At 74.5% G+C, this 23,192-nt stretch carries 24 protein-coding genes; 10 read left to right on the top strand and 14 right to left on the bottom strand.

What is annotated here, in order from left to right; genetic code table 11:
- Nucleotides 1–129: 129 nt before the first annotated feature.
- From ACFW1I_RS31955 to ACFW1I_RS31975, 5 genes are read right to left on the bottom strand one after another with little or no spacing between them, the layout of a single operon-like run.
- Nucleotides 130–1,398 carry an ABC transporter substrate-binding protein gene (locus tag ACFW1I_RS31955; protein WP_384676485.1) on the bottom strand — a complete coding sequence of 423 codons (1,269 nt, stop codon included), beginning with the start codon at nucleotides 1,396–1,398 and terminating at the stop codon, nucleotides 130–132.
- On the bottom strand, nucleotides 1,395–2,462 hold the full coding sequence (locus ACFW1I_RS31960) for a branched-chain amino acid ABC transporter permease (protein WP_384676487.1): 1,068 nt from the start codon (nucleotides 2,460–2,462) through the stop codon (nucleotides 1,395–1,397). The genes ACFW1I_RS31955 and ACFW1I_RS31960 overlap by 4 nt, the downstream gene beginning before the upstream one ends.
- A complete protein-coding gene (locus tag ACFW1I_RS31965; RefSeq protein WP_384676489.1) occupies nucleotides 2,455–3,345 on the bottom strand; it encodes a branched-chain amino acid ABC transporter permease in 891 nt (296 codons plus the stop codon). The genes ACFW1I_RS31960 and ACFW1I_RS31965 overlap by 8 nt, the downstream gene beginning before the upstream one ends.
- Complete coding sequence (locus tag ACFW1I_RS31970; protein ID WP_384676491.1) at nucleotides 3,342–4,193, bottom strand: ABC transporter ATP-binding protein; 852 nt, start codon at nucleotides 4,191–4,193, stop codon at nucleotides 3,342–3,344. The genes ACFW1I_RS31965 and ACFW1I_RS31970 overlap by 4 nt, the downstream gene beginning before the upstream one ends.
- Nucleotides 4,190–5,050 carry an ABC transporter ATP-binding protein gene (locus ACFW1I_RS31975; RefSeq protein ID WP_384676494.1) on the bottom strand — a complete coding sequence of 287 codons (861 nt, stop codon included), beginning with the start codon at nucleotides 5,048–5,050 and terminating at the stop codon, nucleotides 4,190–4,192. Before ACFW1I_RS31975 ends, ACFW1I_RS31970 begins: the two co-directional genes overlap by 4 nt.
- A gap of 208 nt (nucleotides 5,051–5,258) precedes the next feature.
- Here ACFW1I_RS31975 and ACFW1I_RS31980 point away from each other — a divergent pair, with 208 nt between their 5' ends.
- From ACFW1I_RS31980 to ACFW1I_RS31990, 3 genes are all read left to right on the top strand, one after another.
- Nucleotides 5,259–6,458 (top strand): PucR family transcriptional regulator, encoded by a 1,200-nt coding sequence (locus ACFW1I_RS31980; RefSeq protein ID WP_384676496.1) that lies wholly within the window; start codon nucleotides 5,259–5,261, stop codon nucleotides 6,456–6,458.
- A gap of 73 nt (nucleotides 6,459–6,531) precedes the next feature.
- Entirely contained in the window at nucleotides 6,532–6,915 is a 384-nt protein-coding gene (locus ACFW1I_RS31985; protein WP_384676498.1) for a hypothetical protein, read from the top strand.
- Between the two features lie 17 nt (nucleotides 6,916–6,932).
- Nucleotides 6,933–7,535: a hypothetical protein gene (locus ACFW1I_RS31990; protein WP_384676500.1), complete on the top strand. Its 603-nt coding sequence runs from the start codon at nucleotides 6,933–6,935 to the stop codon at nucleotides 7,533–7,535.
- A gap of 44 nt (nucleotides 7,536–7,579) precedes the next feature.
- On the opposite strand, the gene ACFW1I_RS31995 is transcribed toward ACFW1I_RS31990, so the two are convergent.
- Nucleotides 7,580–8,731, bottom strand: coding sequence for a glycerate kinase (locus tag ACFW1I_RS31995; RefSeq protein ID WP_384676502.1), 1,152 nt, complete (start codon nucleotides 8,729–8,731; stop codon nucleotides 7,580–7,582).
- A gap of 112 nt (nucleotides 8,732–8,843) precedes the next feature.
- Here ACFW1I_RS31995 and ACFW1I_RS32000 point away from each other — a divergent pair, with 112 nt between their 5' ends.
- The 3 genes from ACFW1I_RS32000 to ACFW1I_RS32010 are packed head-to-tail and all read left to right on the top strand — an operon-like array spanning nucleotide 8,844 to nucleotide 12,120.
- Nucleotides 8,844–10,550, top strand: coding sequence for a BCCT family transporter (locus ACFW1I_RS32000; protein WP_384676504.1), 1,707 nt, complete (start codon nucleotides 8,844–8,846; stop codon nucleotides 10,548–10,550).
- A complete protein-coding gene (locus ACFW1I_RS32005; protein WP_384676506.1) occupies nucleotides 10,547–11,629 on the top strand; it encodes an ADP-ribosylglycohydrolase family protein in 1,083 nt (360 codons plus the stop codon). Before ACFW1I_RS32000 ends, ACFW1I_RS32005 begins: the two co-directional genes overlap by 4 nt.
- Complete coding sequence (locus ACFW1I_RS32010; RefSeq protein WP_384676508.1) at nucleotides 11,626–12,120, top strand: NUDIX domain-containing protein; 495 nt, start codon at nucleotides 11,626–11,628, stop codon at nucleotides 12,118–12,120. The genes ACFW1I_RS32005 and ACFW1I_RS32010 overlap by 4 nt, the downstream gene beginning before the upstream one ends.
- 7 nt (nucleotides 12,121–12,127) lie before the next feature.
- Here ACFW1I_RS32010 and ACFW1I_RS32015 read toward each other — a convergent pair whose 3' ends face one another.
- Both ACFW1I_RS32015 and ACFW1I_RS32020 read right to left on the bottom strand, forming a co-directional pair.
- Nucleotides 12,128–12,304: a hypothetical protein gene (locus tag ACFW1I_RS32015; protein WP_384676510.1), complete on the bottom strand. Its 177-nt coding sequence runs from the start codon at nucleotides 12,302–12,304 to the stop codon at nucleotides 12,128–12,130.
- On the bottom strand, nucleotides 12,301–12,504 hold the full coding sequence (locus ACFW1I_RS32020) for a type II toxin-antitoxin system VapB family antitoxin (protein ID WP_030497067.1): 204 nt from the start codon (nucleotides 12,502–12,504) through the stop codon (nucleotides 12,301–12,303). Before ACFW1I_RS32020 ends, ACFW1I_RS32015 begins: the two co-directional genes overlap by 4 nt.
- Nucleotides 12,505–12,568: 64 nt before the next feature.
- Between ACFW1I_RS32020 and ACFW1I_RS32025 the strand changes: the two genes are divergently transcribed.
- Complete coding sequence (locus tag ACFW1I_RS32025) at nucleotides 12,569–13,285, top strand: NAD-dependent deacetylase (RefSeq protein WP_384676512.1); 717 nt, start codon at nucleotides 12,569–12,571, stop codon at nucleotides 13,283–13,285.
- Here ACFW1I_RS32025 and ACFW1I_RS32030 read toward each other — a convergent pair.
- The 6 genes from ACFW1I_RS32030 to ACFW1I_RS32055 form a co-directional block, all read right to left on the bottom strand.
- Nucleotides 13,282–13,782: a methylated-DNA--[protein]-cysteine S-methyltransferase gene (locus tag ACFW1I_RS32030; RefSeq protein WP_384676514.1), complete on the bottom strand. Its 501-nt coding sequence runs from the start codon at nucleotides 13,780–13,782 to the stop codon at nucleotides 13,282–13,284. The genes ACFW1I_RS32025 and ACFW1I_RS32030 overlap by 4 nt on opposite strands.
- A gap of 10 nt (nucleotides 13,783–13,792) precedes the next feature.
- The gene (locus ACFW1I_RS32035) at nucleotides 13,793–15,262 is read right to left on the bottom strand and encodes an AlkA N-terminal domain-containing protein (RefSeq protein WP_384676516.1); all 1,470 of its coding nucleotides are present in this window, start codon (nucleotides 15,260–15,262) and stop codon (nucleotides 13,793–13,795) included.
- A 56-nt stretch (nucleotides 15,263–15,318) separates the two neighbouring features.
- Entirely contained in the window at nucleotides 15,319–16,098 is a 780-nt protein-coding gene (locus ACFW1I_RS32040) for a metallophosphoesterase (protein ID WP_384676518.1), read from the bottom strand.
- Nucleotides 16,099–16,233: 135 nt separating this feature from the next.
- Nucleotides 16,234–16,854 carry an L-threonylcarbamoyladenylate synthase gene (locus tag ACFW1I_RS32045; RefSeq protein ID WP_384676520.1) on the bottom strand — a complete coding sequence of 207 codons (621 nt, stop codon included), beginning with the start codon at nucleotides 16,852–16,854 and terminating at the stop codon, nucleotides 16,234–16,236.
- A 9-nt stretch (nucleotides 16,855–16,863) separates the two neighbouring features.
- Nucleotides 16,864–18,297, bottom strand: a complete 1,434-nt coding sequence (locus ACFW1I_RS32050; protein ID WP_384676522.1) for a phytoene desaturase family protein — start codon at nucleotides 18,295–18,297, stop codon at nucleotides 16,864–16,866.
- A 212-nt stretch (nucleotides 18,298–18,509) separates the two neighbouring features.
- Nucleotides 18,510–19,358: an inositol monophosphatase family protein gene (locus ACFW1I_RS32055; RefSeq protein WP_384676524.1), complete on the bottom strand. Its 849-nt coding sequence runs from the start codon at nucleotides 19,356–19,358 to the stop codon at nucleotides 18,510–18,512.
- Nucleotides 19,359–19,455: 97 nt separating this feature from the next.
- Between ACFW1I_RS32055 and ACFW1I_RS32060 the strand changes: the two genes are divergently transcribed.
- The 3 genes from ACFW1I_RS32060 (at nucleotide 19,456) to ACFW1I_RS32070 (ending at nucleotide 23,123) form a co-directional block, all read left to right on the top strand.
- Nucleotides 19,456–20,508 (top strand): PucR family transcriptional regulator, encoded by a 1,053-nt coding sequence (locus tag ACFW1I_RS32060; RefSeq protein ID WP_384676526.1) that lies wholly within the window; start codon nucleotides 19,456–19,458, stop codon nucleotides 20,506–20,508.
- Between the two features lie 155 nt (nucleotides 20,509–20,663).
- Nucleotides 20,664–21,071 carry a hypothetical protein gene (locus ACFW1I_RS32065; RefSeq protein WP_384676528.1) on the top strand — a complete coding sequence of 136 codons (408 nt, stop codon included), beginning with the start codon at nucleotides 20,664–20,666 and terminating at the stop codon, nucleotides 21,069–21,071.
- A gap of 51 nt (nucleotides 21,072–21,122) precedes the next feature.
- Nucleotides 21,123–23,123, top strand: a complete 2,001-nt coding sequence (locus tag ACFW1I_RS32070; RefSeq protein ID WP_384676530.1) for an SPFH domain-containing protein — start codon at nucleotides 21,123–21,125, stop codon at nucleotides 23,121–23,123.
- The last annotated feature ends 69 nt before the right edge of the window (nucleotides 23,124–23,192 follow it).

The raw sequence follows: 23,192 nt of genomic DNA on the forward strand, positions 1-23,192 counted from the left end.
CCCCACCCTCACACACCCCACCCCCCCCCCCCGTCTTTTGGTGGTTTGTGGGTGTTTTTTTGTGTTCCACCCCCCCCCCTGGGTGTGGGGGTGGGGGCCCCCCCCCCCCCGCGGGTGCGTCGGGGCCGGTCAGGGGGTGTAGGTCTCGGCCGCCTCGGAGACGAAGGGCTGCCGGACCGTACGCATCCCGCCGGGGACCTTCTTGTCGGGCTGGAGGATGACCGACTCGCGGGACGAGGGGGCCTTCGGGTCGCTGAAGTCGTGGGTCGTGCCGAAGCCGGGGTCGTGGGCGCTGAGGATGAGCAGCGCCTTGGCGACGCCCTCGCGGCTGAGGTCGCCGTTCTCGCACGCCTTCTTCAGGATCTCGCCGAAGGCCGACGCGGCGGTCCAGCCGGCGACGACGCCGTTGTCGAGGCCGTCGTCCGGGTAGGCGGCGGCGTAGTCGGCGGCGAGCTTCTTCGCGACCGGGGTGTCGGCGCCGATGGGGAGGCTCGGGGAGGCGAACCAGTACATCTTCTCCAGGGCCGGTCCGGCCTGGGTGCCGAGGAGCTGCGGGGCGAAGGCCGAGTTGTTGCCGACGACGGGGACGCGCAGGCCGGTCGCGGCGGCGACGCCGACGAGGGAGGCGGCCTGGCGGGGTCCCGCGCTGACCAGGACGGCCTTCACCCCGGCCTGCTTGAGCGCGGCGACCTGTGCCGACATGTCGTTGTCGGTGGGCTTGATCTTCTGCTCGACGACGGTGAGCCCGGCCTTCTCGGCGGCGTACTTCGAGCCCTTGAGCGCGTTCTCGCCGTAGTCGCCCTCGAAGTAGACGTGGCCGAGCCTGTCGCCGGACTTCAGGCCCTTCTCGGTGACGAGGAAGTCGACGGCGTTGATCGTCTCGACGTCGTAGGTGGCGCCGAGGACGCGGATGTACGGGGAGCCGAGCAGCGAGGCCGACCACGCCTGGGGCATGACCAGGCCCTTGTCCTGGCCGTCGACGCGCTGCTTGACGGCGGCGACGAACGGGGAGCCGATGAACTGGGCGTAGCCGACGACCTTGGGCTCCAGTTCGGTGTAGGCGGCGAGCGCCTTCTGCGGGTCGTAGCCGTGGTCGCGGACGGTCAGCTCCAGCGTGCGGCCGCAGATGCCGCCGGCGGCGTTGACCTGCTTCACGTACAGCTGCTGGGCCTGGGTGACGCTCTTGCCGAGGGTGGCGTAGACGCCGGTCATGTCGGTGAGCGCGCCGAGCGTGATGGTGGTGTCGGTGACGCCCTCGCCGGCCTTGATCCCGCCCGCGCCGGTCTCCTTGCCGTCGCCGGACTTCGCCTTGGAGCTGCAGCCGGCGGCGGTGAGCGCGACCAGGGTGGCGAGCGCCGCGGCGAGGCCCCGCACGGCCGCCTGTCGTCTGTGCTTCATCGTGTCTCCCCTGAGGGTCGGTGGATCGGGGTGCGCGCGACGAGCCTCGCGAGGCCGCCGGGCAGGAAGAGGACGGTGCCGACGACGGCGGCGCCGTACAGGTAGCGGGCGGCCTCGCCGGGGGCGACGCCGCCGGTGCCGGGGGCGGAGACCAGCGGCAGGGCCTCGGCGTACCGGCCGAGCACCTGCGGGAGGAGGGCGACGAAGATCCCGCCCGCGACGGCGCCGGCGACCGAGCCGAGCCCGCCGATGACGATCATCGCGAGGTACTCCAGGGAGAGCGCCATGCCGAAGTACTCGGGCACGGTCCGCTGGAAGACCAGGGCGAGCAGGACGCCGGCCAGGCCGGCGTACATGGAGGAGAGGACGAAGACGGCGGCCCGGTGCCGGGCGACCGGGATGCCCAGGACGCCGGCGGCGATGCGGTGGTCGCGGATGGCGTTCATGGCCCGTCCGGGGCGGCCCCGGAGCACCCCGCGGGCGAACAGCACCCCGCCGAGGAGCAGGGCGAGCCCCAGGTACCAGAGCTTCTCGACGGAGCCGAACGGTACCTGGAGGACGAGGAGTTCGGTGTCGTCGAAGGTGAGGCCGAAGAGGTGCAGCGGAGGGACGGCCCGTCCGTTGTAACCACCGGTGAGGCCGTGGGCGTTGAACAGGACGTGCTGGCCGATGAAGATCAGCGCGAGGGTGGCGATGCCGAGGTACGCGCCGTGCAGCCGGCCCGCGATGGGGCTGAACACCCCGCCGGCCAGACCCGCGAGACCGACGGCGAGGACGGCGGCGAGCCAGCCGGGCAGGCCGAGGCCGGCGAGCCCGTCGGTGCCGTCGCCGGCGAGGGCGCAGTAGCCGTAGGCGCCGACGGCGAGGAAGAAGGCGTGGCCCATGGAGAGCTGGCCGGTGGCGCCGGTGAGGAGGTTGATGCCGACGGAGCCGATGGCGGCGGCCATGGCGAACAGCCCGGCCTGGAGCCAGAACCGCTCCAGGTAGAAGGGGAGGGCGAGGAGGACCAGGCCGGCGGCGGCGTAGCCGTACGCCCTGACGGGGATCCTGCGGCGCTCAGACACGGGCGAGCTCCTTCGTGCCGAAGAGGCCGGCCGGGCGGATCAGCAGCACCGCGACCATCACCAGGTACGGGGCGAGGTCGCCGATCCCCCGGCCGAGGAAGGCCAGGTCGGACTGGTAGCCGGTGGCGAGGGACTCGGTGACGCCGACGATCAGTCCGCCGGCGAGCGCGCCGGTGGTCGAGTCGAGGCCGCCGAGGATCGCGGCGGGGAACGCCTTGAGGGCGGCGAGCGAGGTGCCCCGTTCCAGGCCGGGGGTGGGGAAGACGGTGAGGAAGAGCGCGGCGACCGCGGCCAGGGCACCGGCGACCGCCCAGGCACCGAGCGAGACCCGGCCCAGCCGGACGCCCATCAGCGCGGCGGTCTCCTGGCTCTCGGCGGCGGCCCGCATGGCCACGCCCCAGGAGGTGTGCCGGAAGGCGAGCAGGAAGGCGGTGATGAGGAGGGCGGCGGCGAGCAGGGCGGCGATCCGGGTCTCGGCGATCGTCACCGGGCCGAGGGTGACGACGGCGTCGCCCCACGGGTCGCCGAGGGCGAGGATGTCGGTGCCGATCCGGCGGGTCAGCTCGGTGGCGAGGAGGATGTCGACGCCGATGGTGACGATGGCGAGGACGCTGTGGTCGGCGCCCCGGTGGCGGCGCATCACCAGGAACTCGACGGCGGCGCCGACGACGGCCGCGCCCGCCGTCCCGGCGGCCAGCGCGGGCCAGAAGCCGAGCGGTTCGTGGAGGACGGCGACGAAGTAGCCGCCGGCCAGGAGCAGCGAGGCGTGGGCGAAGTTGACGACCTCCGTGGCGCGGAAGATGACGACGAAGCCGAGGGCGATGAGGGCGTAGATGGAGCCCAGGGAGAGCCCGTTGATGAGGAACTCGGCGAAGGTGCTCACGCGGCGGTCTCCTCTCCGAGGTAGGCGCGGACGACCGCCGGGTCGTTCTGTACGTCGGCGGGGCTGCCGTCGGCGATGCGGCGGCCGAATTCGAGGACGGTGACGGAGTCGGCGAGCCGCATGACCAGGCCCATGTCGTGCTCGACGAGCAGGACGGAGATGCCGAGGCCGTCGCGGACGCCGGCGATGACGGCGGCGGTGTCGCGCCGCTCGTCGGCGGTCATGCCGGCGACCGGTTCGTCGAGGAGGAGCAGGGTGGGCTCCATGCAGAGGGCGCGGGCCAGTTCGGCGAGCTTCTGCTGTCCGTACGGGAGCGAGCCCGCGGGCTTCGCGAGCTGGTCGCCGAGGCCGACGAAGTCGGCGATCTCCCGGACGCGGGCCCGGTGCCGGGCCTCCTCGCGGGCGGCGGACGGCAGCCGGAGCCCGGCGGCGAGGAAGCCGGTGCGGGTGAGCCGGTGGCGGCCGAGCATCAGGCTGTCCTCGACGGTGGCGCGCGGCGGCAGCGCCAGGTTCTGGAAGATCCGGCCGACGCCGAGGGCGGCGATCCGGTGCGGGGGCAGAGCGGTCAGCTCGTGGGCGCCGAGGCGTACCGAGCCGGAGGTGGCCCTGTACACCCCGGAGAGCACGTTGAAGCAGGTGGACTTCCCGGCGCCGTTGGGCCCGATGAGGGCGTGCACGGTGCCGGGGCGGACGGTGAAGTCGACGCCGTCGAGGGCGGTGAGTCCGGCGAAGCGGACGGTGAGGCCGGTGACGGTGAGCCCGGGGACGTCGTCGCGGGCGGGCGGGGTGCCGGGCGCGGGGGTGCGCGGGGCGGGGACGGCCGGCTCGTCCGGGGTGCGCTCGCTCATCGGGGGGTCTCCTTGCCGCGCGGGCCGCGGGCGGGGACCCGGGGCGCTTCGTCCCAGCGGGACAGGACGGGGTGGGCGGCCCGGGCGCGGGCGGCGTCCTCGGCCGCGTCGGCGTCGTCGACGCCGTGGTAGCGGCGGCGGACCTCGTCGGTGGCGGCGTGTTCCGCCGCCGGGCCGGAGAGGGCGACCTCGCCGACCTCCAGGACGTACGCGTGGGAGGCGAGCCGCAGGGCGAGCGCCGCGTTCTGCTCGACGAGGAGCACCGCCGTGCCCTGGGCGTTGATCTCCCGGACGGCGTCCGCGATCCGGGCCGCCATCAGCGGGGCCAGGCCGAGCGAAGGCTCGTCCAGGAGCAGCAGTTCGGGGGCGGCCATCAGGGCCCGGCCGACGGCGAGCATCTGCTGTTCGCCGCCGGAGAGCAGCCCGGCGGGCTGCCGGGAGCGCTCGGCGAGGACGGGGAAGAGTTCGTGGACCCGGCGCAGGGCGGCGGCCTTCGCGGCGCGGTCGCCGCGCCGGGCGAGCCCGCCGGCCCGCAGGTTGTCCTCGACCGTCATCCGGGCGAAGACCTGCCGGCCCTCGGGGACCTGGCAGACGCCGGCGGCCACGACCCGGTCGGGCGGCAGCCCGTCGAGCGGCCGGCCGGCCGCGGCGACCGTGCCGGAGACCACGGCGCCGCCGTGGAACCGCAGGGTGCGCGAGACCGCCCGCAGCAGTGTGGACTTGCCGGCGCCGTTGCCGCCGAGGACGGTGACGACGGCGCCCGCGGGCACGGTCAGCGACACGCGCCTGAGCGCGTGCACCGGTCCGTATCCCGCCGTCAGGTCCGTCACCGTCAGGGCGGGTGCGGTACCTCCCATGACTCCCCTTTCCCCGGCCGCCGTTGTTACTCGTGCGTGCTACTCGGCCGTTCGGTGGCGCTCACCCCAGCACCGCGTGGACCGCCCGTCCACGCCCGGCGGGAGAAACGCTGCCGGTGACCAGCGGGGACGCCGGAGGGCTGTGCATGCGCACAACGCTGCGCGTCAGGGCGTTGCCGTGGGGCGCGGGGCGGTGGATGCTCCCGGCATGGGACGGCGCAGACGGCGGACCGGTGACGACTGGAAGGTGCTCGCCCGCGCGTGCACGGCGCTTCTGGAGCGGGTGCCGGAACTGGTGGACGAGCATCTGACGGAGCTGCACGCATACGAGCCCGCCTACGGGCGGATCGTGCCCTACGACCAGCACTGGCAGGAGGCGCAGGAGGCGATGCGGATCGGGATCGAGATGATCTCGGCGCCCCGGCACTCGCCCCGGCGGGACCTGGAGCACGCGGAACTGCTGGGCCGGCGGCGGGCCGAGCAGGGCCTGCCGCTGGAACTGGTGGTGCACGCGTACCGGCACGCCGGGCACCTGGTGTGGGAGGCGCTGATCGAGGGCGCGGGCCCCGACGCGGCGCAGCTCGCGGCGCTGATGCAGTCGGCGACGACGGTCTGGTCGGCGGTGGACGCGCAGGCGGACCGCGCCTCGGAGGCGTACCGGGCGACCGAGGCGGAGCTGCGGCGGCGCACGGACGAACAGCTGCAGGCGCTCCTGGACGCGCTGTTGCAGGGCCAGCGGGCGCCGGAGATGGTGGCGCGGGCGGCGGCGGGCCTGGACCTGCCGGAGCAGGGGCGGTACGCGGTGGTGGTGCTGCGGCCGGACCGGCGGGAGGAGCGGGAGCCCTTCCACCGCCGGGTGCGGGCGGACGGGCTGCGGTTCCTGTGGCGGATGCGGGCCGACTGCGAGATCGGGGTGGTGGCGCTGTCCGACGGCACGGACCTCGACGCGCTGGCGGACCTCCTCGACGGGCGGGCACCGGGCCCGGGCGGCATCAGCCCGGTCGTCACGGGCCTCACCGAACTGGGCCGCGCCCGCCGCCTCGCCGAACTCGCCCTCCGCACCTGCCCGCCCGGCACCCGCCAGGTCGTCCGCCTGGACCGCCGCATGGCCGGCGCGCTGATCGTGGGCCAGCCGGACCTCGCGGAACTCCTCGTCACGGACGTCCTCGGCGCCCTCCTCGAACTGGACCCGGCGGACCGGGCGGTGCTGCTGGAGACGCTGGACGCGTGGCTGGAGTGCGAGGGTTCGGCGGGGCGGGCGGCGGGGCGTCTGTACTGCCACCGCAACACGGTCTTCAACCGGCTGCGGCGGCTTGAGCAGTTGACGTCCCGGTCGCTGTCCCGGCCGCGGGACCTCACGGAGATGACCTTGGCACTGGACGCGTTCCGGCTGACTGCGTCAGGGTGAGCGGATGACGTCCCCTTCACCGTCCGTGCCCTCGCGCACACCGCCCGTGTCCCAGGGGGCCCGCTCGCTGCGGGTGGTACTGCTCTTGGGGGTGCTGTTCGTCGCGATGGCGGGGTGTGCCGCCTACGTGCTGGTCGACGGGGCCGGTCCGCCCTATCTGCAGAGCTCCGACGTCGAGGGTGTCTGGACCGAGGAGGGCGGCGAGGGGCGCCTGACGCTGCGCAAGGACAATACGGCGGAGCTGACCGGCACCGCGCTGAACGGCGGACCCGACGGGCCGCCGCTCCGGGGGACCTGGAGGGTGGACATCCCCGACGAGCCTCGTACGGTCGAGCTGAACTTCCCGTATTCCGTGGGGATGGACGTCTACGAGTCGGGCGGACGGGCGACCCTCTCCAGCCGGGTCGGCACCGACGGCACCTGGTCCCACAGCGACTACGTACGCGAGCCCCGCTGACCTGGCAGGATCCCCCCGTGACCACGATGACGAACGCGCGTACGACACGACGGCGGCCGGTGCTCGGAGGGGTGCTGATCGCGGCCGGGCTGCTGGCCCCGATCGTCCAGGCGCTGGGCTGGCAGGTGGCGGAGTCGACCCGGCTGGTGGTGCTGCTCGCCGTGTTCGGGGTCGTCTGGCCGTACTGGTTCGCCCTGTTCGCCCTGTTCGGCGCCGGCGTCTGGCTGGTGAGCGAACGGCGGTCGGTGTGGCTGCCGGTGGCCGGCGTGTGCGCGGCGGCGGCCGGCGGGCTGCTGTTCCTCCGGCTGGTCTTCCTCGACCTGCTCTCCCCCGGCTGGGAGGAGTCGCAGCGCCACCCCGCGCCGGGAGGTGTGGAGCGGTACGTGACGGTGGAGACGGGTGTCGCGATCATCGACCCCCTGTGGCGGGTGACGGTCGTGTCCGGGTCGGGTCTCACCGCGCGGAGCCATCCGGTGGCCACGTACGGCGAGCGATCGGGCTTCCTCGCGGTCGCGTGGGACGGCCCGGACGCCCTCCTGGTCACCGGCGACGACGGGACGACGCGGATCACGCTGGATCCGTCGACCGGCGCTCCGGACCGGACGGTCGACGCGGGCTGACGGCCGCGCGGGCCGGGCGTCACGGGACGCCCGGCCCGTACCCGCTACGCCAGGAAGTCCCGCGCGATGTGGGAGGCGACTTCCTCCAGGAGGGGGCCCGCGTTCGGGATGGACTTGGCCGGGTCCGGCTCCAGGGCGGAGAGGGGGTAGGCGCGGCGGATGCCGGCGGCGCCCAGGGTCTCGGGCGGGAGGGCGAGGCGGCCGCAGACGGCGACGACCTCCTTGCCGGCCGCGCGGGCCGCCGCCGCGACGCCCGCGGGGGCCTTGCCGTGCAGGGTCTGCGCGTCGAGCGAGCCCTCGCCGGTGATGACGAGGGTCGCGCGCTCCAGGGCGGGGGCGAAGCCGAGGACCTCCAGCATCAGCTCGATGCCGGGGCGGAAGCTCGCGCCGAGGAGGAGGGCGCCGTAGCCGATGCCGCCGGCGCCGCCCGCGCCGGGCGAGGCGGCGAGTTCGGTGGCCTTGGGGCCGATCGCCCGCTCCAGGACCTGCGCGTAGTGGGCGAGGGCCGCGTCGAGGGTCTCGACGTCCTCGGGCGTGGCGCCCTTCTGCGGGCCGTAGACGGCGGGGGCGCCCTTGGGGCCGGTCAGCGGGTTGTCGACGTCGCTGGCGAGGATGAACTCGACGGCGTCGAAGCGCGGGTCGAGGGCGGTCAGGTCGGCGGAGGCCAGCTCCGCGAGGGCCGCGCCGCCGGGGCCGACGGGCTCGCCGGCCGCGTCGAGGAAGCGGGCGCCGAGCGCGGCGAGCATGCCGGCGCCGCCGTCGGTGGTGGCGCTGCCGCCGACGCCGAAGACGATCGTGGTCGCGCCCGCGTCGAGCGCGGCCCGCAGCAGCTCGCCGGAGCCGTACGTCGTCGCGGTCAGCGGCGCGAACGTGCCGGCCGGGAGGAGCTGGAGGCCGGATGCCTCCGCCATCTCGACGACGGCGGTGGTGCCGCGCAGCGCGAACGCGGCGGTGACGGGGTCGCCGACCGGTCCCGTGACCCGTACCTCACGCCGCTCGAAACCGGCCGCGACGGCCGCCGCGACCGTGCCGTCGCCGCCGTCGGCGACGGGCAGGGCCTCGACCGAGAGGCCGGGGACGACCTTCCGGAGTCCCGCCGTGACCCGCTCCGCGACCTGTACGGCCGTGAGCGAGCCCTTGAACTTGTCGGCCGCCACCAGCACGTGAGCGACCTGAGTTGCTGCTCCGTCCGTCACCTTGCATCCCTTGCTTTCGAACAGGCAGTCGCGCCAGGGCCGACCCTATCCGCACGGCCGGACGGCGTGCCACCCCCGGATGAAGGGAAATGTCCGACCATAGTGGGCTCACATGAGCACGGATATGAACGAGCGGCCGTCCCCGGATCACGTACCGGAACGGCACGCGCCCGACGCGCAGGTCATCGGGATCGGCGTGGCGGCCGTCGTGGGGGTGGTCGGCTGGGCGGCGCTCGGCGAGGACTCCTTCGACAGCGCCTCCTCCGCCGCCCTCTCCTGGGTGCTGAACAACTTCGCATGGCTGTTCGTGGTCGCCGCGGACGCCTTCCTGGTGCTGTGCGTGGTGCTCGCGCTGAGCCGCTTCGGCCGGATCCGGCTGGGCGCGGACGACTCGGAGCCGGAGTTCACCAACCTGGCGTGGATCGCGATGATGTTCAGCGCCGGCATGGGCATCGGCCTGATGTTCTACGGCGTCGGCGAACCGCTGCAGCACTTCCTGGACCCGCCGCCGGGCGGCGGTCCGGCCGGGACGGGCGCGGCGGCCCGGACGGCGATGGAGTACTCCTTCTTCCACTGGACGCTGACCCCGTGGGCGATCTACGGCATCGCCGGCCTGGCGCTGGCGTACGCGGGCTTCCGCAAGGGCCGCGGCAACCGGCTGAGCAGCGCCTTCGTCCCGCTGCTCGGCGCCCGCCGGGCCGCGTCCTGGCAGGGCAGGGCGATCGACCTGCTCGCCGTCTTCGCGACCGTCTTCGGCACGGCGACGAGCCTGGGCCTGGGCGCGCTGCAGGTCTCCGAGGGCCTCGACCTCACGATGGGCGTCGAGGACTCGACGGCCACCCAGCTGGTCATCATCGCGTCGCTGTCGGCGGCGTTCGTCCTGTCGGCCTTCTCGGGCCTGCACAAGGGCGTGAAGTGGCTGTCGACGCTGAACATCGTGCTCGCCGCCTGCCTGGCGCTCTTCGTCTTCCTGCTCGGCCCGACGGTCTACATCCTGGACACCGTCCCGGCCTCGGTCGGCGGCTACCTGCACGAGCTGCTGCCGATGGCGAGCCGCACCGGCGCCTTCACGGACCGTGAGTGGCTGGGCGCCTGGACGATCTTCTACTGGGCGTGGTGGCTGTCCTGGGCGCCGTTCGTCGGCACCTTCATCGCCCGCATCTCGCGCGGCCGGACGATCCGCGAGTTCCTGGTGGGCGTGCTGCTCGTGCCGTCGGGGGCGACGGTGGTCTGGTTCTGCGTGATGGGCGGCACGGCGATCCGTCTGGAGTCCACGGGCGAGGCCGATCTGGCGACCGCCGTGAAGGACGGGGCGGAGGCGTCGCTCTTCGCGATGCTGGAGGCGCTGCCGCTCGGCACGGTCACCTCGGTCGTCGCGATGCTCCTGGTGATGACGTACTTCGTGACCAGCGCCGACTCGGCGTCCCTGGTCATGGGCTCGCTGACCAGCCGGGGCTCGCTGCACCCGCCGACCTGGCTGGTGGTGACCTGGGGCGTGCTGATGGCGGCCGTCGCGGCGGTGCTGCTGGTGGCGGGCGGCCTGAACTCGCTCCAGACGGCGACGATCCTGGTGGCGCTGCCGTTCGTGGTGGTCATGCTGGTGCTGTGCTGGGCGCTGGTCAGGGAGCTGCGCGAGGACCCGGGCGCGGGCCCGGCCCGGCACCACGCCCTGCACGGGCTGCGGGACGCGGTGCGGACCCTGGTCGGCGAGGCGATGACCGAGCAGGGCGGCGGCACCCGGCACCACCGGCTGCACCGCGCGGCCCGCTCCCGCGCCGACGCGGAGGGCGGCGAACCGCCGCGGGAGGGAGGGGCGTGACGGGCGGCACGGCACCCGCGGGGCCGGACCTCGCCGACCGGATCCTCGGCGGCTGGACCGGCCGGATCGCCGGGAACATGCTCGGCAAGCCGGTCGAGCAGGGCGAGCACTGGACGCGCGAGCGGATCGACGCCTATCTGCGGCTCACCGGCGCACTGCCGCTCACCGACTATCTGCCGCCCCCGCCGGCGGCCGGCGCGGAGGGCTTCGAGCTGCGGCCCGAGTGGCCCGCGTGCGTGCGCGGCGGGATCCGGGAGAGCTGCCGGGACGACGACGTCGACTACACCCTGCTCGGGCTGCACCTCCTGGAGACGTACGGCTTCGGCTTCACCACCGAGCAGGTGGGCGGGCTGTGGCTGCTGCGGCTGCCGTACCTCCAGACGTACACCGCCGAGCGGGCCGCGTACCGGAACCTCGCCAACGGGCTGCGGCCACCGCTGAGCGCCACCTACGACAACCCCCACCAGGAGTGGATCGGGGCGCTGATCAGGGCGGACGTCCACGGCTGGACGAGCCCCGGCGACCCGCGCCGGGCGGCCGGCCTGGCCCGCCGGGACGCGGTGGTCTCGCACACCGGGAACGGGGTGTACGGGGCGATGTGGGCGGCCGCCCTGGTCGCCGCCGCCTTCACCGCGCCCGACGCCCGCTCCGCCCTGGTCACGGCCCTGGAGGTGGTGCCGCCGGGCTGCCGGCTGGCCCGCACCGTGCGGGAGACGATCGCGCTGTACGAGGCGGGGCTCGACTGGTCGCGGACGCTCGACGAGATGGCGGCGCGCACGGCCGGCCTCGGCTGGATCCACGTGGTGCCCAACGCGGCGGTGCTGACCGCCGGGCTCCTCCACGGTGGGGGCGACTTCACCCGGACGATCGCGCTGACCGTGCGCGGCGGCCTGGACACGGACTCCAACGGGGCGACGGCCGGATCGGTGGCCGGGGTGCTGTGCGGGGCGGCGGCCATCCCGCCGCAGTGGTCGGCGCCGCTGCGCGACCGGGTGCGCAGCGCGGTGTACGGCTTCGACGGGGCGAGCATCCGCCAACTCGCCGCGCGGACGCTGCGGCTGGCTACGCTGGCGCCGTGACTGTCACCGATTACGCCACGTACATCGCCGGCCTCCCCCGCGTCCTCGCCGGTGCCGCCGCGCTCTTCCGGGACGCCCGGGGCCGGGTCCTCGTCGTGGAGCCCAACTACCGCGAGGGCTGGGCCCTGCCCGGCGGCACGATCGAGTCCGACACGGGCGAGACGCCCCGGCAGGCGGCCCGCCGGGAGACCGCCGAGGAGATCGGCCTGGACGTGCCGCTGGGGCCGCTGCTCACGGTGGACTGGGTGCAGAGCGCGCTCCGGCCGCCGATCGTGGCGTACGTGTACGACGGCGGGGTGCTGTCCGAGGAGCGGTTCGCGGAGATCCGGCTCCAGGAGGAGGAGTTGCTCTCCTGGAAGCTGATCGAGCGCTCCGAGGTGACGGCGCACCTGCCGGGCAGCCTGGGCCTGCGGGTGCTGGCCGCGCTGGACGTGCTGGCCGGCGGGCACGGCCCGGTGGAGCTGGAGAACGGGCTGCCCGCCGCAGGCTGACGCCTCGTCATCTCGACGGCATGGGCACGGGTTTCGCGTCGCGGCCGTCGCGGTCGAAGAAGGCCGTGATCGCCACGGACATCAGCAGCATCGCGACGACCGCCGACACGAGCCCGCCGACGACGACGCCGAAGCAGCCGCCGGCGACCAGCCGCGCGCGCCGGTCGGGATCCGCCGCCGTCATCCCTGCGGGGGTTCGGGCGGCAGCATCTCGCCCGTGCGGTTCGCCTCGTCGCGGGTGGCGGTCCTGGCCTCGGTGCGGTGGCCGCGCGCGATGTAGTCGCGGACGACCGCCTCCACGGCGTCCTGCGGGCTGCCGACGCCCGCCAGGACCATGACTTCCACGACGAGTTCCGCGTCGAGCGCGATGTTCACCTTGGCCATGAGCGGAACCTAGCACCGGGAAACCCGGTCGCGGGAGCGGGTCGGGCACGCCTACCCTCCCGCCATGACGATGGTCGCGATCCTCAGCGGTGCCGGTATCTCCACGGACTCGGGCATCCCGGACTACCGGGGGCCGAACGGGCTGTGGCGGCGGGACCCGGAGGCCGAACGGCTCGTCACCTACGGGCCGTACATGGCCGACCCCGAGGTCCGCCGCCGCTCCTGGCTGATGCGCCGCGACGCGCCCGTGCTGACGGCGGAGCCGAACGCGGCGCACCGGGCGATCGCCGCGTTCGAGCGGACCGGGCACGCGCTGCGGGTGATCACGCAGAACGTGGACGGGCTGCACCAGGCGGCCGGGCTGCCGGACCGGAAGGTCTTCGAACTGCACGGCACCGTGCGGTCGGTGGTGTGCACCGCGTGCCACGCCCGCTCGCCGATGGCGGAGGCGCTGGAGCGCCTGGAGGCGGGCGAGCCCGATCCGGTGTGCCGGGCCTGCGGCGGGATCCTGAAGCCGGCGACGGTGATGTTCGGGCAGCGGCTCGACCCGGTGGTGCTCGGCCACGCGATGTCGGTCGCCAAGGCGGCCGAGGTGTTCATCGCGGTCGGGACGAGCCTCCAGGTGCAGCCGGCCGCCTCGCTGGCCGGGATCGCGGCCGAGCACGGGGCCCGGCTGATCATCGTGAACGCCGAGCCGACCCCGTACGACCCGCTCGCCGCCGAGGTCCTGCGCGAACCGATCGGCACCGCACTGCCGGCCCTGCTCGACCGCCTCCGCTAGAAGAGGACGTCCGGGCCGTCGCCGGACTCGAAGGCGAGCAGCCGCTGCTTGCGGTCCAGGCCGCCGCCGTAGCCGGTGAGGCTGCCGCCGGAGCCGATGACGCGGTGGCAGGGGACGATGACGCTGACCGGGTTCTTGCCGTTGGCGAGGCCGACCGCGCGGGAGGCGCCCGGGTTGCCGAGGGCCTCGGCGAGTTCGCCGTACGTGCGGGTCTCCCCGTACGGGATGAGCCGGAGCTGCTCCCAGACGCGCAGCTGGAACGGCGTGCCCTCCAGGTGGAGCGGCAGGTCGAAGTCGGTGAGCTCGCCCGCGAAGTAGGCGTCGAGCTGGCGGATCGCCTCGCCGAAGGGGCGCGGGTCGGGCTCGCCGAAGGTCTCCTCGGGCGGGCGGTGGCGCTGGCCGGTCATGTGGACGCGGCTGAGGACGCCGTCGACGGCCACCAGGGTCAGCGGCTCGTAGGGGCTGTCCACGACCGTGTGCACGACGGTGCGGGGCATGGGGACTTCCTTACGCGGGGAGGTGGTTGATCGGGTGGGAGTCGGTCGCCCACAGGTACTGGACGGCGTAGGCGCGCCAGGGCGCCCAGTGGGCGGAGCGGGCGGTGAGCGCGGCGGGGCTGCCGGGCAGGCCCAGGCCCTCGGCGGCGCGGCGGACGCCGAGGTCGCCGGGGAGGAAGGCGTCGGGGTCGCCGAGCGCCCGCATGGCGATGACCTCGGTGGTCCAGGGGCCGAAGCCGGGCAGGGCGAGCAGCCGGGCGCGGGTCTCGGCGCGGTCCGTGTCGGGGCCGAGGGCCAGCTCGCCGTCGGCGAGGGCCCGGACCAGGGTGAGCAGGGTGGCGCGCCGGCTGCGGGGCAGGGCCAGGGTCTCGGGGTCGATCCCGGAGAGCGCCTCGGGGGTCGGGAAGAGGTGGGTGAGGCCGCCCTCGGGGTCGTCGACGGGGACGCCGTGCGCGGTGACGAGCCGGGCCGCGTGGGTGCGGGCGGCGGCCGTGGAGACCTGCTGGCCGAGGACGGCCCGGACGGCGAACTCGGCCGGGTCGACGGTGCCCGGGACCCGCCGTCCCGGCGCCTTGTCGACGAGCGGCGCGAGCAGCGGGTCGGCGCGGAGCCGGTCGTCGACGGCGACGGGGTCGGCGTCGAGGTCGAGGAGGCGGCGGCAGCGGCTGATGGCGTGGGTGAGGTCGCGGGGGTCGGTCAGCGAGAGCCGGCAGGCGATGTGGTCGGGGCGCGGCGCGAGGGCGACGATGCCGTGGCCGTACGGGAGGGCCAGGGTGCGCCGGTAGGCGCCGTCGCGCCACTCCTCGACCCCGGGGACGGCGGTGGCGGCGAGGTGGCCGAAGAGGTTGGACGGTTCGAGCGGGGCCCGGAAGGGCAGCCGGAGGCTGATCACGCCGGGGGTGTGCGGGGCGGCCGGCCGGGCGGCGCGGGCCCGCAGTTCGCCGGGGGTGAGGGCGAAGACCTGGCGGACGGTGTCGTTGAAGGAGCGGATGGAGGAGAAGCCGGCGGCGAAGGCGATCTCGCCGAAGGGCAGCGCGGTGGTCTCGACGAGGGTGCGGGCGGTCTGCGCGCGCTGGGCGCGGGCCAGGGCGAGCGGGCCCGCGCCCAGCTCGGCGAGGAGCTGGCGCTCGATCTGCCGGGTGGACCAGCCGAGCCGCCGGGCGAGCCCCGGCACGCCCTCCCGGTCCACCACCCCGTCCTGGATGAGCCGCACGGCGCGGGCGACGGCGTCGGCGCGCACGTTCCACTCCGGGGAGCCGGGGCTGGTGTCGGGGCGGCACCGCTTGCAGGCCCGGAAGCCGGCCCGCTGGCAGGCGGCGGCGCTGGGGTGGAACTCCATGTTCTCGGGCTTGGGCGGGACCGCGGGACAGCTCGGCCGGCAGTAGATCCGAGTGGTGCGGACGGCGGTGAAGAAGACGCCGTCGAAGCGGGCGTCCTTGGACTGGACGGCCCTCACGCAGCGCTCGGTCTCGGTGTGCATGGATCCAGGATCGGGGATCCGCGGGCACCCGGCTGGCAGAAAAGCGACATGGACGTTCAGGCGGGGACGTCGACCGTCCGGTAGTGGGTGGTGAGCCGTCCGTCGTCGCCGAGGACGTGGAAGGCGACCCCGGGCGGGGTGTCCAGGTGGACGTGCGGGCTGTCCGGGCCCGGGTGCTCCCAGGGCAGCCGGATCGTGGAGACGGTGCCGGGGGCGACGAGCAGGGGGCGGCCGGCGAAGGTGGTGGCGGCGGCGGTGTGGGCGTGGCCGGCGAGGAAGGCGGTGAGGTGCGGGTGGCGGTCGGCGAGCGCGGCGAGCCGGTCCTCGCCGAACTGGCGGATCTCGTCCACGTACGGGGTGTGCAGCGGCACCGGCGGGTGGTGGAAGGCGACGAGGACGGGGGTGTCGCGCGGGGTGTCGGTGAGGACCCGGTCCAGCCACTCCAGGGTGCCGTCCTCCAGGTGCCCGTCGTGCTTGCCGGGGATCGAGGAGTCGCAGACGGCGAGGACGAAGCCGTCGCCGCGCAGCACCTGGTCGACGGGGGCGGCCGGGGCCGGGTCGCCGTCCTCGTGGAGCAGCGGCCCGAGGCCGGCCCGGAAGGCCGCGCGGTCGTCGTGGTTGCCGGGGCAGACGACCAGCGGGTGGCGGCCGGCGAGGAGGTCGCGGGCGCGGTCGTACTCGGCGGGGGCGCCGTGGTCGGCGATGTCGCCGGAGACGAGGACGGCCGCGAGGTCGTACGGCAGCTCCTCCAGGTGGCGCAGGACGGCGCGGGTGCGCGCGGTGGCGCGCTCCTCCGTGTCGATGTGGATGTCGCTGACATGGGCGATGACGATCACGCGGTGGCCTCCGGCGGTCGGGGTGAACGGTGGTTCGCCCGGCCGACCGTACGGTGATCGCGTACGGACCCGTAAGGGCCACCTGACGCGGCGTGGCCCTTTTCGATCACCGGGCCTCGACCGCCCGGGGCCCGCTCACTCGAAGCGGGTGGGGTCCCCGGCGCCGACGCGGACGATCTCGGGGTCGCCGCTGGAGAAGTCGACGACGGTGGTGGGGACGGTGCCGCAGTCGCCGGAGTCGAGGACGGCGTCGACCTGGTGGTCGAGCCGCTCCTTGATCTCCCAGCCCTGGGTCAGCGGCTCCTCCTCGTCGGGCAGCAGGAGGGTGCTGGAGAGCAGGGGTTCGCCGAGCGAGGCGAGCAGGGCCTGGGTGACGACGTGGTCGGGGATGCGGACCCCGACGGTCTTCTTCTTGGGGTGGAGGAGCTGGCGGGGCACCTCCTTGGTGCCGGGCAGGATGAAGGTGTACGCGCCGGGGACGGCGGCCTTGACGGCGCGGAAGACCCGGTTGTCGATGTGCACGAGCTGGCCGAGCTGGGCGAAGTCCGCGCACATGAGGGTGAAGTGGTGCCGGTCGTCGAGGCGGCGGATCTCCCGGATGCGGTGGATGCCCTCGTGGTTGCCGATGCGGCTGCCGAGGGCGTAGCAGGAGTCGGTGGGGTAGGCGATCAGCCCGCCCTTGCGGATCGAGTCGGCCACGCCGTCGATGATGCGCGGCTGGGGGTTCTCGGGGTGCACGTCGATGTACTTCGCCATGCGCCGAGTCTAGGTTCCGCGGCCGTCCAGGTTCCTGAGGTGGCGCCAGACGGCCTTGGCGGCGTTGTGACCGGACATGCCGTGGACGCCGGGGCCGGGCGGGGTGGCGGCGGAGCAGAGGAAGACCGAGGGGTGGGGGGTGCGGTACGGCCACGGGGAGAGGGTGGGGCGCAGCACGAGCTGGAGGCCGCGGGCGGCGCCGCAGGCGATGTCGCCGCCGATGTAGTTGGCGTTGCGCGCGGCGAGTTCGGGCGGTCCCGCGGTGGCGCGGGCGAGGATCCGGTCGCGGAAGCCGGGGGCGAAGCGCTCGATCTGCCGCTCGATGGCGTCGGTGAGGTCGCCGCGCCAGCCGTTGGGCACGTGCCCGTACGCCCAGAAGACGTGCCGGCCCTCGGGGGCGCGGCTGGGGTCGACCAGGCTGGGCTGGGAGGTGATGAGGAACGGCACGTCGGGGGCGGTGCCGGAGGACGCCTGGCGCAGCGCGGTGTCGATCTCGCCGGCGGTGGGTCCGACCTGGACGGTGCCGGCCCGGCGGGCGGCCTCGGCGGTCCAGGGCACGGGGCCGTCGAGGGCGTAGTCGATCTTGAAGGCGGAGGCGCCGTACCTGTAGTGGGCATAGTGGTGGGCGCCGAAGCCGGTGATGCGGGCGAGGGCGGTGGGCGAGGTGTCGAAGAGGTAGGCGCGGGCGGGCGGCAGGTCGTCGAGGCGCTTGACCTCGAAGCCGGTGTGGACGGTGCCGCCGAGCTCGGTGAGGTACGCGGTGAGGGCGTCCGGGATCGCCTGGGAGCCGCCCCGGGGCACGGGCCAGCCGACGGCGTGCGCGGCGAGCGCGAAGACCAGGCCGACGGCGGAGGTGGCGAAGCCGTCGAGGGGGGCGATGACGTGCCCGACCATGCCGGCGAAGAGGCCGCGGGCCTTCTCGTCGCGGAAGCGGCGCAGCAGCCAGCTGGAGGGCTGCAGTCCGGTGAGGCCGAAGCGGGCGAGACCGACCGGGTCGCGGGGCAGCGCGGTCAGCGGCAGCTGCATGAAGTCCCGGGAGAGCGTCTCCCACTTGCCGAGGAAGGGGGCGACGAGCCGGCGGTACGCGCCGGCGTCGCGCGGTCCGAAGGAGGCGGCGGTCTCGGCGACGGAGCGGGAGAGGACGGCGGCGGTGCCGTCGTCCCACGGGTGGGCCATGGGCAGTTCGGGGTGCAGCCATTCCAGGCCGTACCGGTCGAGCGGCATGGTCCCGAAGACGGGCGAGCCGGCGCCGAGCGGATGGACGGCGGAGCAGGGGTCGTGGCGGAAGCCGGGGAGGGTGAGCTCCTCGGTACGGGCTCCGCCGCCGACGGTCTCCTTGGCCTCGAAGACGGCCACGGAGCGGCCGCGCCGGGCCAGTTCCACGGCGGCGGTCAGTCCATTGGGTCCCGCCCCCACGACGACGGCATCGAGCAGCGACGTCACCTCGGACTCCTCCCGTCGGCCGGCGGTTCGGCAGGGCCAGGATAGGCCCGTGCGCCCGGGCGGCGGGGCGGGCCCTCGGGAGCCGCCGGTTCCGCTGCGGGACCGGGGTGGCGGCCCCGGTGCGGGAAGGGGTGGTTCCGCGGCCGGGCGACGGGGCGGCCCCGGTCGGGGAAGGGCCGGTTCCGCGGCCGTACGGGCCCGGTGACCATCCGTCAGTCCTCGGCCGGGGCGCCGGCGAGGAGGGCGCGGATCCGTTCGGCGGTGGCCGCGTCCCGCGCCACCGTGAACGGCAGCGCATTGCCCCCGGTGATCCGGAACGGCTCGCCGGTGACGGTGGTCTGCGCGCCGCCCGCCTCGGCGACCAGCAGCAGCCCGGCCGCGTGGTCCCACGCGAGCTCCCAGCTGAAGGCGGTCGCGTCGAGGGTGCCGCGGGCGATGGACAGGTACTCCAGGCCGGCCGAGCCGCACGGCCGGGGCCGTACGCCCTCGGTGACCAGGCCGAGCAGGGCGCGCTTCTGGTCCGGGGTGGTGTAGTCGGGGTGCGAGGTGGCGACCTCCAGGACCGCGCCCGGGGCGGGCGAGCCGGACCGGAGCGGCCGCCCGTCGAGCGTCGCGCCGCGCCCCCGCACGGCGACGGCCAGCTCGCCGAGGGCGGGCGCGTACGTCCAGGAGGCGAGGATCTCGCCGTGCCGGGCGAGGGCCACCAGGGTGCAGAAGCCGGGGTCGCCGTGGACGAACTGGCGGGTGCCGTCGACCGGGTCGACGATCCACACGGGCGCGTCGCCGCGCAGCGCGCCGTACAGCTCCGGGTCGGCGTGCACGGCCTCCTCGCCGACCACGACGGAGCCCGGCAGCAGGGCCGTCAGCGCCCGCGTGAGGTGCTCCTCGGCGGCCCGGTCGGCGACCGTCACCAGGTCGTAGGGCCCCTTCTTCTCGCTGATCTCGTGGTCGGCGAGCTGTCGGAAGCGCGGCATGATCTCCGCCGCGGCCGCCTTGCGGACCGCTTCCTCCACCTCGGTCGTACCGCCGTCGAGGACGTGCTCAAGGAAGGATTCGATCATGCGTCCAGCTAAGCACGCGGGTCCGACAACCGGTACAGGGCCTCGGGGTCGTCGAACGCCCCGGCGTTAGGATCGCGTATCGGAGCGGGGCGGGGAGATGACGGACGACTACACCCACGGATACGCGTCGCTGTTCGCGGACGTCGTGGCCACCGGCAGGCGCCTGACCAGGCGCGAGATCGAGAGCCGCCGGGAGTCGGGCGAGGCGGCGGCCCGCGCGGGGCACTCCCTGCGGGACCTGGTCGGCGGCCACCTGAGCGCGGTGCGGTCCGCCTGGCCCGAACAGTCCCTGACGCGCCGGACGGCCCTGGACCTGCTCACCGCCGTCGAGCAGTCCGTCGACGCCTTCTCCTCGGGGTTCGAACGGGCCCAGCGGCTCGCCGTCCGGCAGGAGGAGGCCGAACGCCGCGAGTTCATCGACGACCTGCTGTACGGGCGCAGCGACCTGGGCCGGACGGCCGAGCGGGCCGAGCGGTTCGGGCTGCGCCTGTCCCAGGCGCACGCGGTCGCCGTCGCCCGGGGCCCCCGTGCGTACACCGAGGCGGACTCCGTCCCGCAGCAGGTGGAACGGGCCCTGATAGGGAGGTTCGGCGACCGGCACATCCTGCTCACCACGAAGGGCGGCCGGATGGTCTGCGTCGCCCCCGGCGACCAGGGCGAGGTCCTCTCCGCCTTCGCCAAGCAGGCGTTCGCCGCCACCGGCGGCGGCCAGACGGCGATCGGCCGGCCGCAGCCCGGGCCGCGCGGTGTCGCCCACTCCTACGAGGAGGCGCTCGGCGCCCTCGACCTCGCCGACCGCCTCGGCCTCGACGCGCCCGTCCTGCACGCCGTCGACCTCCTCGTCTACCCGGTCCTCACCCGCGACCGGCAGGCCATGGAGGACCTGGTGCGCAGCACCCTGGAACCCCTGCGGTCGTCGCGCGGCGGGGCGGAACCGCTCCTGGACACCCTGACCGCCTACTTCGACAGCGGGTGCGTCACCACGAGGACGGCCCAGGACCTGAACCTGTCCGTCCGGGCGGTGACCTACCGCCTGGAGCGCATCCACCGGCTCACCGGCACCGACCCGGCCGACCCGGCGAGCCGCTACACCCTGCAGACCGCGGTGATCGGTGCCCGCCTCCTCGGCTGGCCCGCCAAGCAGTTCTGAGCACGCCGGGCGGTCGGGCCCCGGCATCAAGAAGTCGTCAAGACTGCCGTACTCCGGCAATGCGGCCGTCCGCCGGTTCCCTCCAGAATGGCCCCGGCGGCGGCGCGGCGCGCGCCGCCGGTGCCGGGGTACGGAAACACCGACGGGGGGCGGACATGGGCGAACTCATGGACGCGGCCTTCGGATTCCCCGCGCTCGTGCTGACCGCGGCGCTCGCCGCCGTGATCGGCTTCCGGGTGCTGGTGCTCTGCCGCGTGGTCGCTGCGGACACCTTCGACGCCGACGCGGAGCGGGGCGCGCCGGTGCTCGGCGACATGCCCGTCGCCACCGCCGCGTCCGTCTTCGTGGCCACCGGCTGGGTGCTCGACGTCGGCGGCATGGTGCTGCTCGGCCGGTCCGGGCTGTCCGGCGCGTGGCGCCTGCCGCTCTCCGTCGCCGTGCTCGCGGGCGCACTGCTCGCGGCCCGGCGGCTGACCACGTACCTGGCCGGCCGTCGGCGGCGGGCCTCGTCCGGTCCGGCGCGGGGCGCCGTGCCCGAACCGGATGCCTCGCGCACCGCCTGAACGGCGACGCGGAGCCGTCCTCTCCCTTCGATCGACACGGGGTTCTCTCTCATGGATGCCATCACCTCGGGCGTCGGCGTGCTCGTCGCCGTCGTCCTGCTCGCCACCGTGGCGGCGCTGTTCGTGGTCGGCCGGCTGTTCCGGAAGGTGGAACAGGGCAAGGCGCTGATCGTCTCCAGGATGCGGAAGGTCGACGTGACCTTCACCGGGCAGGTGGTCCTGCCCGTGCTCCACAAGGCCGAGGTGATGGACATCTCGGTGAAGACCATCGAGATCTCGCGGACCGGCCGGGACGGCCTGATCTGCCGGGACAACATCCGGGCCGACATCCGGATCTCGTTCTTCGTCCGCGTCAACAAGACCGTCGAGGACGTCGTCAAGGTCGCCCAGGCGATCGGCACCGCCCGCGCCAGCGACCAGACCACCCTCCAGGAACTCTTCAACGCCAAGTTCTCCGAGGCCCTGAAGTCCGTCGGCAAGCAGATGGACTTCACCGACCTCTACACCAAGCGCGAGGAACTCCGCTTCCGCATCATCGAGTTGATCGGCATCGACCTCAACGGCTACAGCCTGGAGGACGCCGCCATCGACCACCTGGAGCAGACCCCGCTGACCCACCTCGACGCCGGGAACATCCTCGACGCCCAGGGCATCCGCAAGATCACCGAACTGACCGCCGCCGAGAACGTCCGCACCAACGAGCTGAGGCAGCACGAGCAGAAGGAGCTGACCCGGCAGAACGTCGACGCCCGCGAGGCCATCCTGGAGCTGGAGCGCCGCCAGGCGGACGCCGAGATCAGACAGCGCCGCGAGATCGAGACGGTGCGGGCCCGCGAGGAGGCCGAGACCGCGAAGATCGTCGAGGAGGAGCGGCTGCGCGCCCAGAGCGCCTTCCTGCGGACCGAGGAGCAGCTCGGCATCCAGCGGGAGAACCAGGCCCGCGAGGTCGCGGTCGCGCAGAAGAACCGCGAGCGGGTCATCGCCGTCGAGAACGAGCGGATCGAGAAGGACCGGCTCCTGGAGGTCATCGCGCGGGACCGGGAGACCGAACTGACGCGGATCGCCGCCGAGAAGGAGGTCGAGGCCGAGCGGCGGGAGATCGCCGAGGTGATCCGCGAGCGGGTCGCGGTGGACCGCACGGTCGCCGAGCAGGAGGAGTCGATCAAGCGGCTGCGCACGGTCGAGGAGGCCGAGCGGGAGCGGCAGGCCCTCGTCATCGCCGCCGAGGCCGAGGCGCAGGAGAGGCTGGTCAAGGACATCAAGGCCGCCGAGGCCGCCGAACAGTCCGCCGTGCACCGGGCGGCGGAGGAACTCACCCTCGCCGAGGCCCGGCACAAGGCCGCCGACCTGGACGCCCGCGCCAGGATCCGGCTCGCCGAGGGCACGCAGGCCGAGGCCGCCGCCGAAGGGCTGGCCGCCGCGCAGGTCCGCGAGCGGGAGGCCGACGCCGTCGAGAAGGCCGGCCGCGCCGAGGCGGAGGCCACCGAGGCCCGGCTGCGCGCCGAGGCCGAGGGCCTGCGCGCCAAGGCGCTCGCCGAGGCCACCGCGATCGGCGAGAAGCTCAAGGCGGAGGCCGAGGGCCTGAACCAGAAGGCCGTCGCCGTCGCCGCCTTCGACGAGGCGTCCCGCGCCCACGAGGAGTACCGGCTCCGTCTGGAGGCCGAGAAGGACATCCGGCTCGCCGGACTCGACGTCCAGCGCCAGGTCGCCGAGGCACAGGCCACCGTCCTCGCCACCGGCCTGGAGAACGCGGACATCAGCATCGTCGGCGGCGAGTCCGTCTTCCTCGACCGGCTCGTGCGGTCCGTCGCGCTCGGCAGGTCCGTCGACGGCTTCGTGGACCACTCCTCCACGGCCCGGACGCTGGCCGGACCCTGGCTGAACGGGGACGGGTCCTTCACCGAGGACCTGACGAAGGTGCTCGGCTCCCTCTCCAGCGCCGACGTGCAGAACCTCAGCGTCTCCGCGCTGCTCGCCAAGGTCATGAACTCCGGCCTGCCGAACGCCCCCGCGCCGGCGGAGACCCCGCCGGTCGGCACGGCGGCGAACTGACGGACGACGAGGACCAGGAGGGGGGGGGGGGGGCGCGGGGGGGGGGCCCGCGCGCCCGCCCGCGCGCGC

Source organism: Streptomyces sp. NPDC058955, from assembly GCF_042741435.1.
GTDB lineage: Bacteria > Actinomycetota > Actinomycetes > Streptomycetales > Streptomycetaceae > Streptomyces.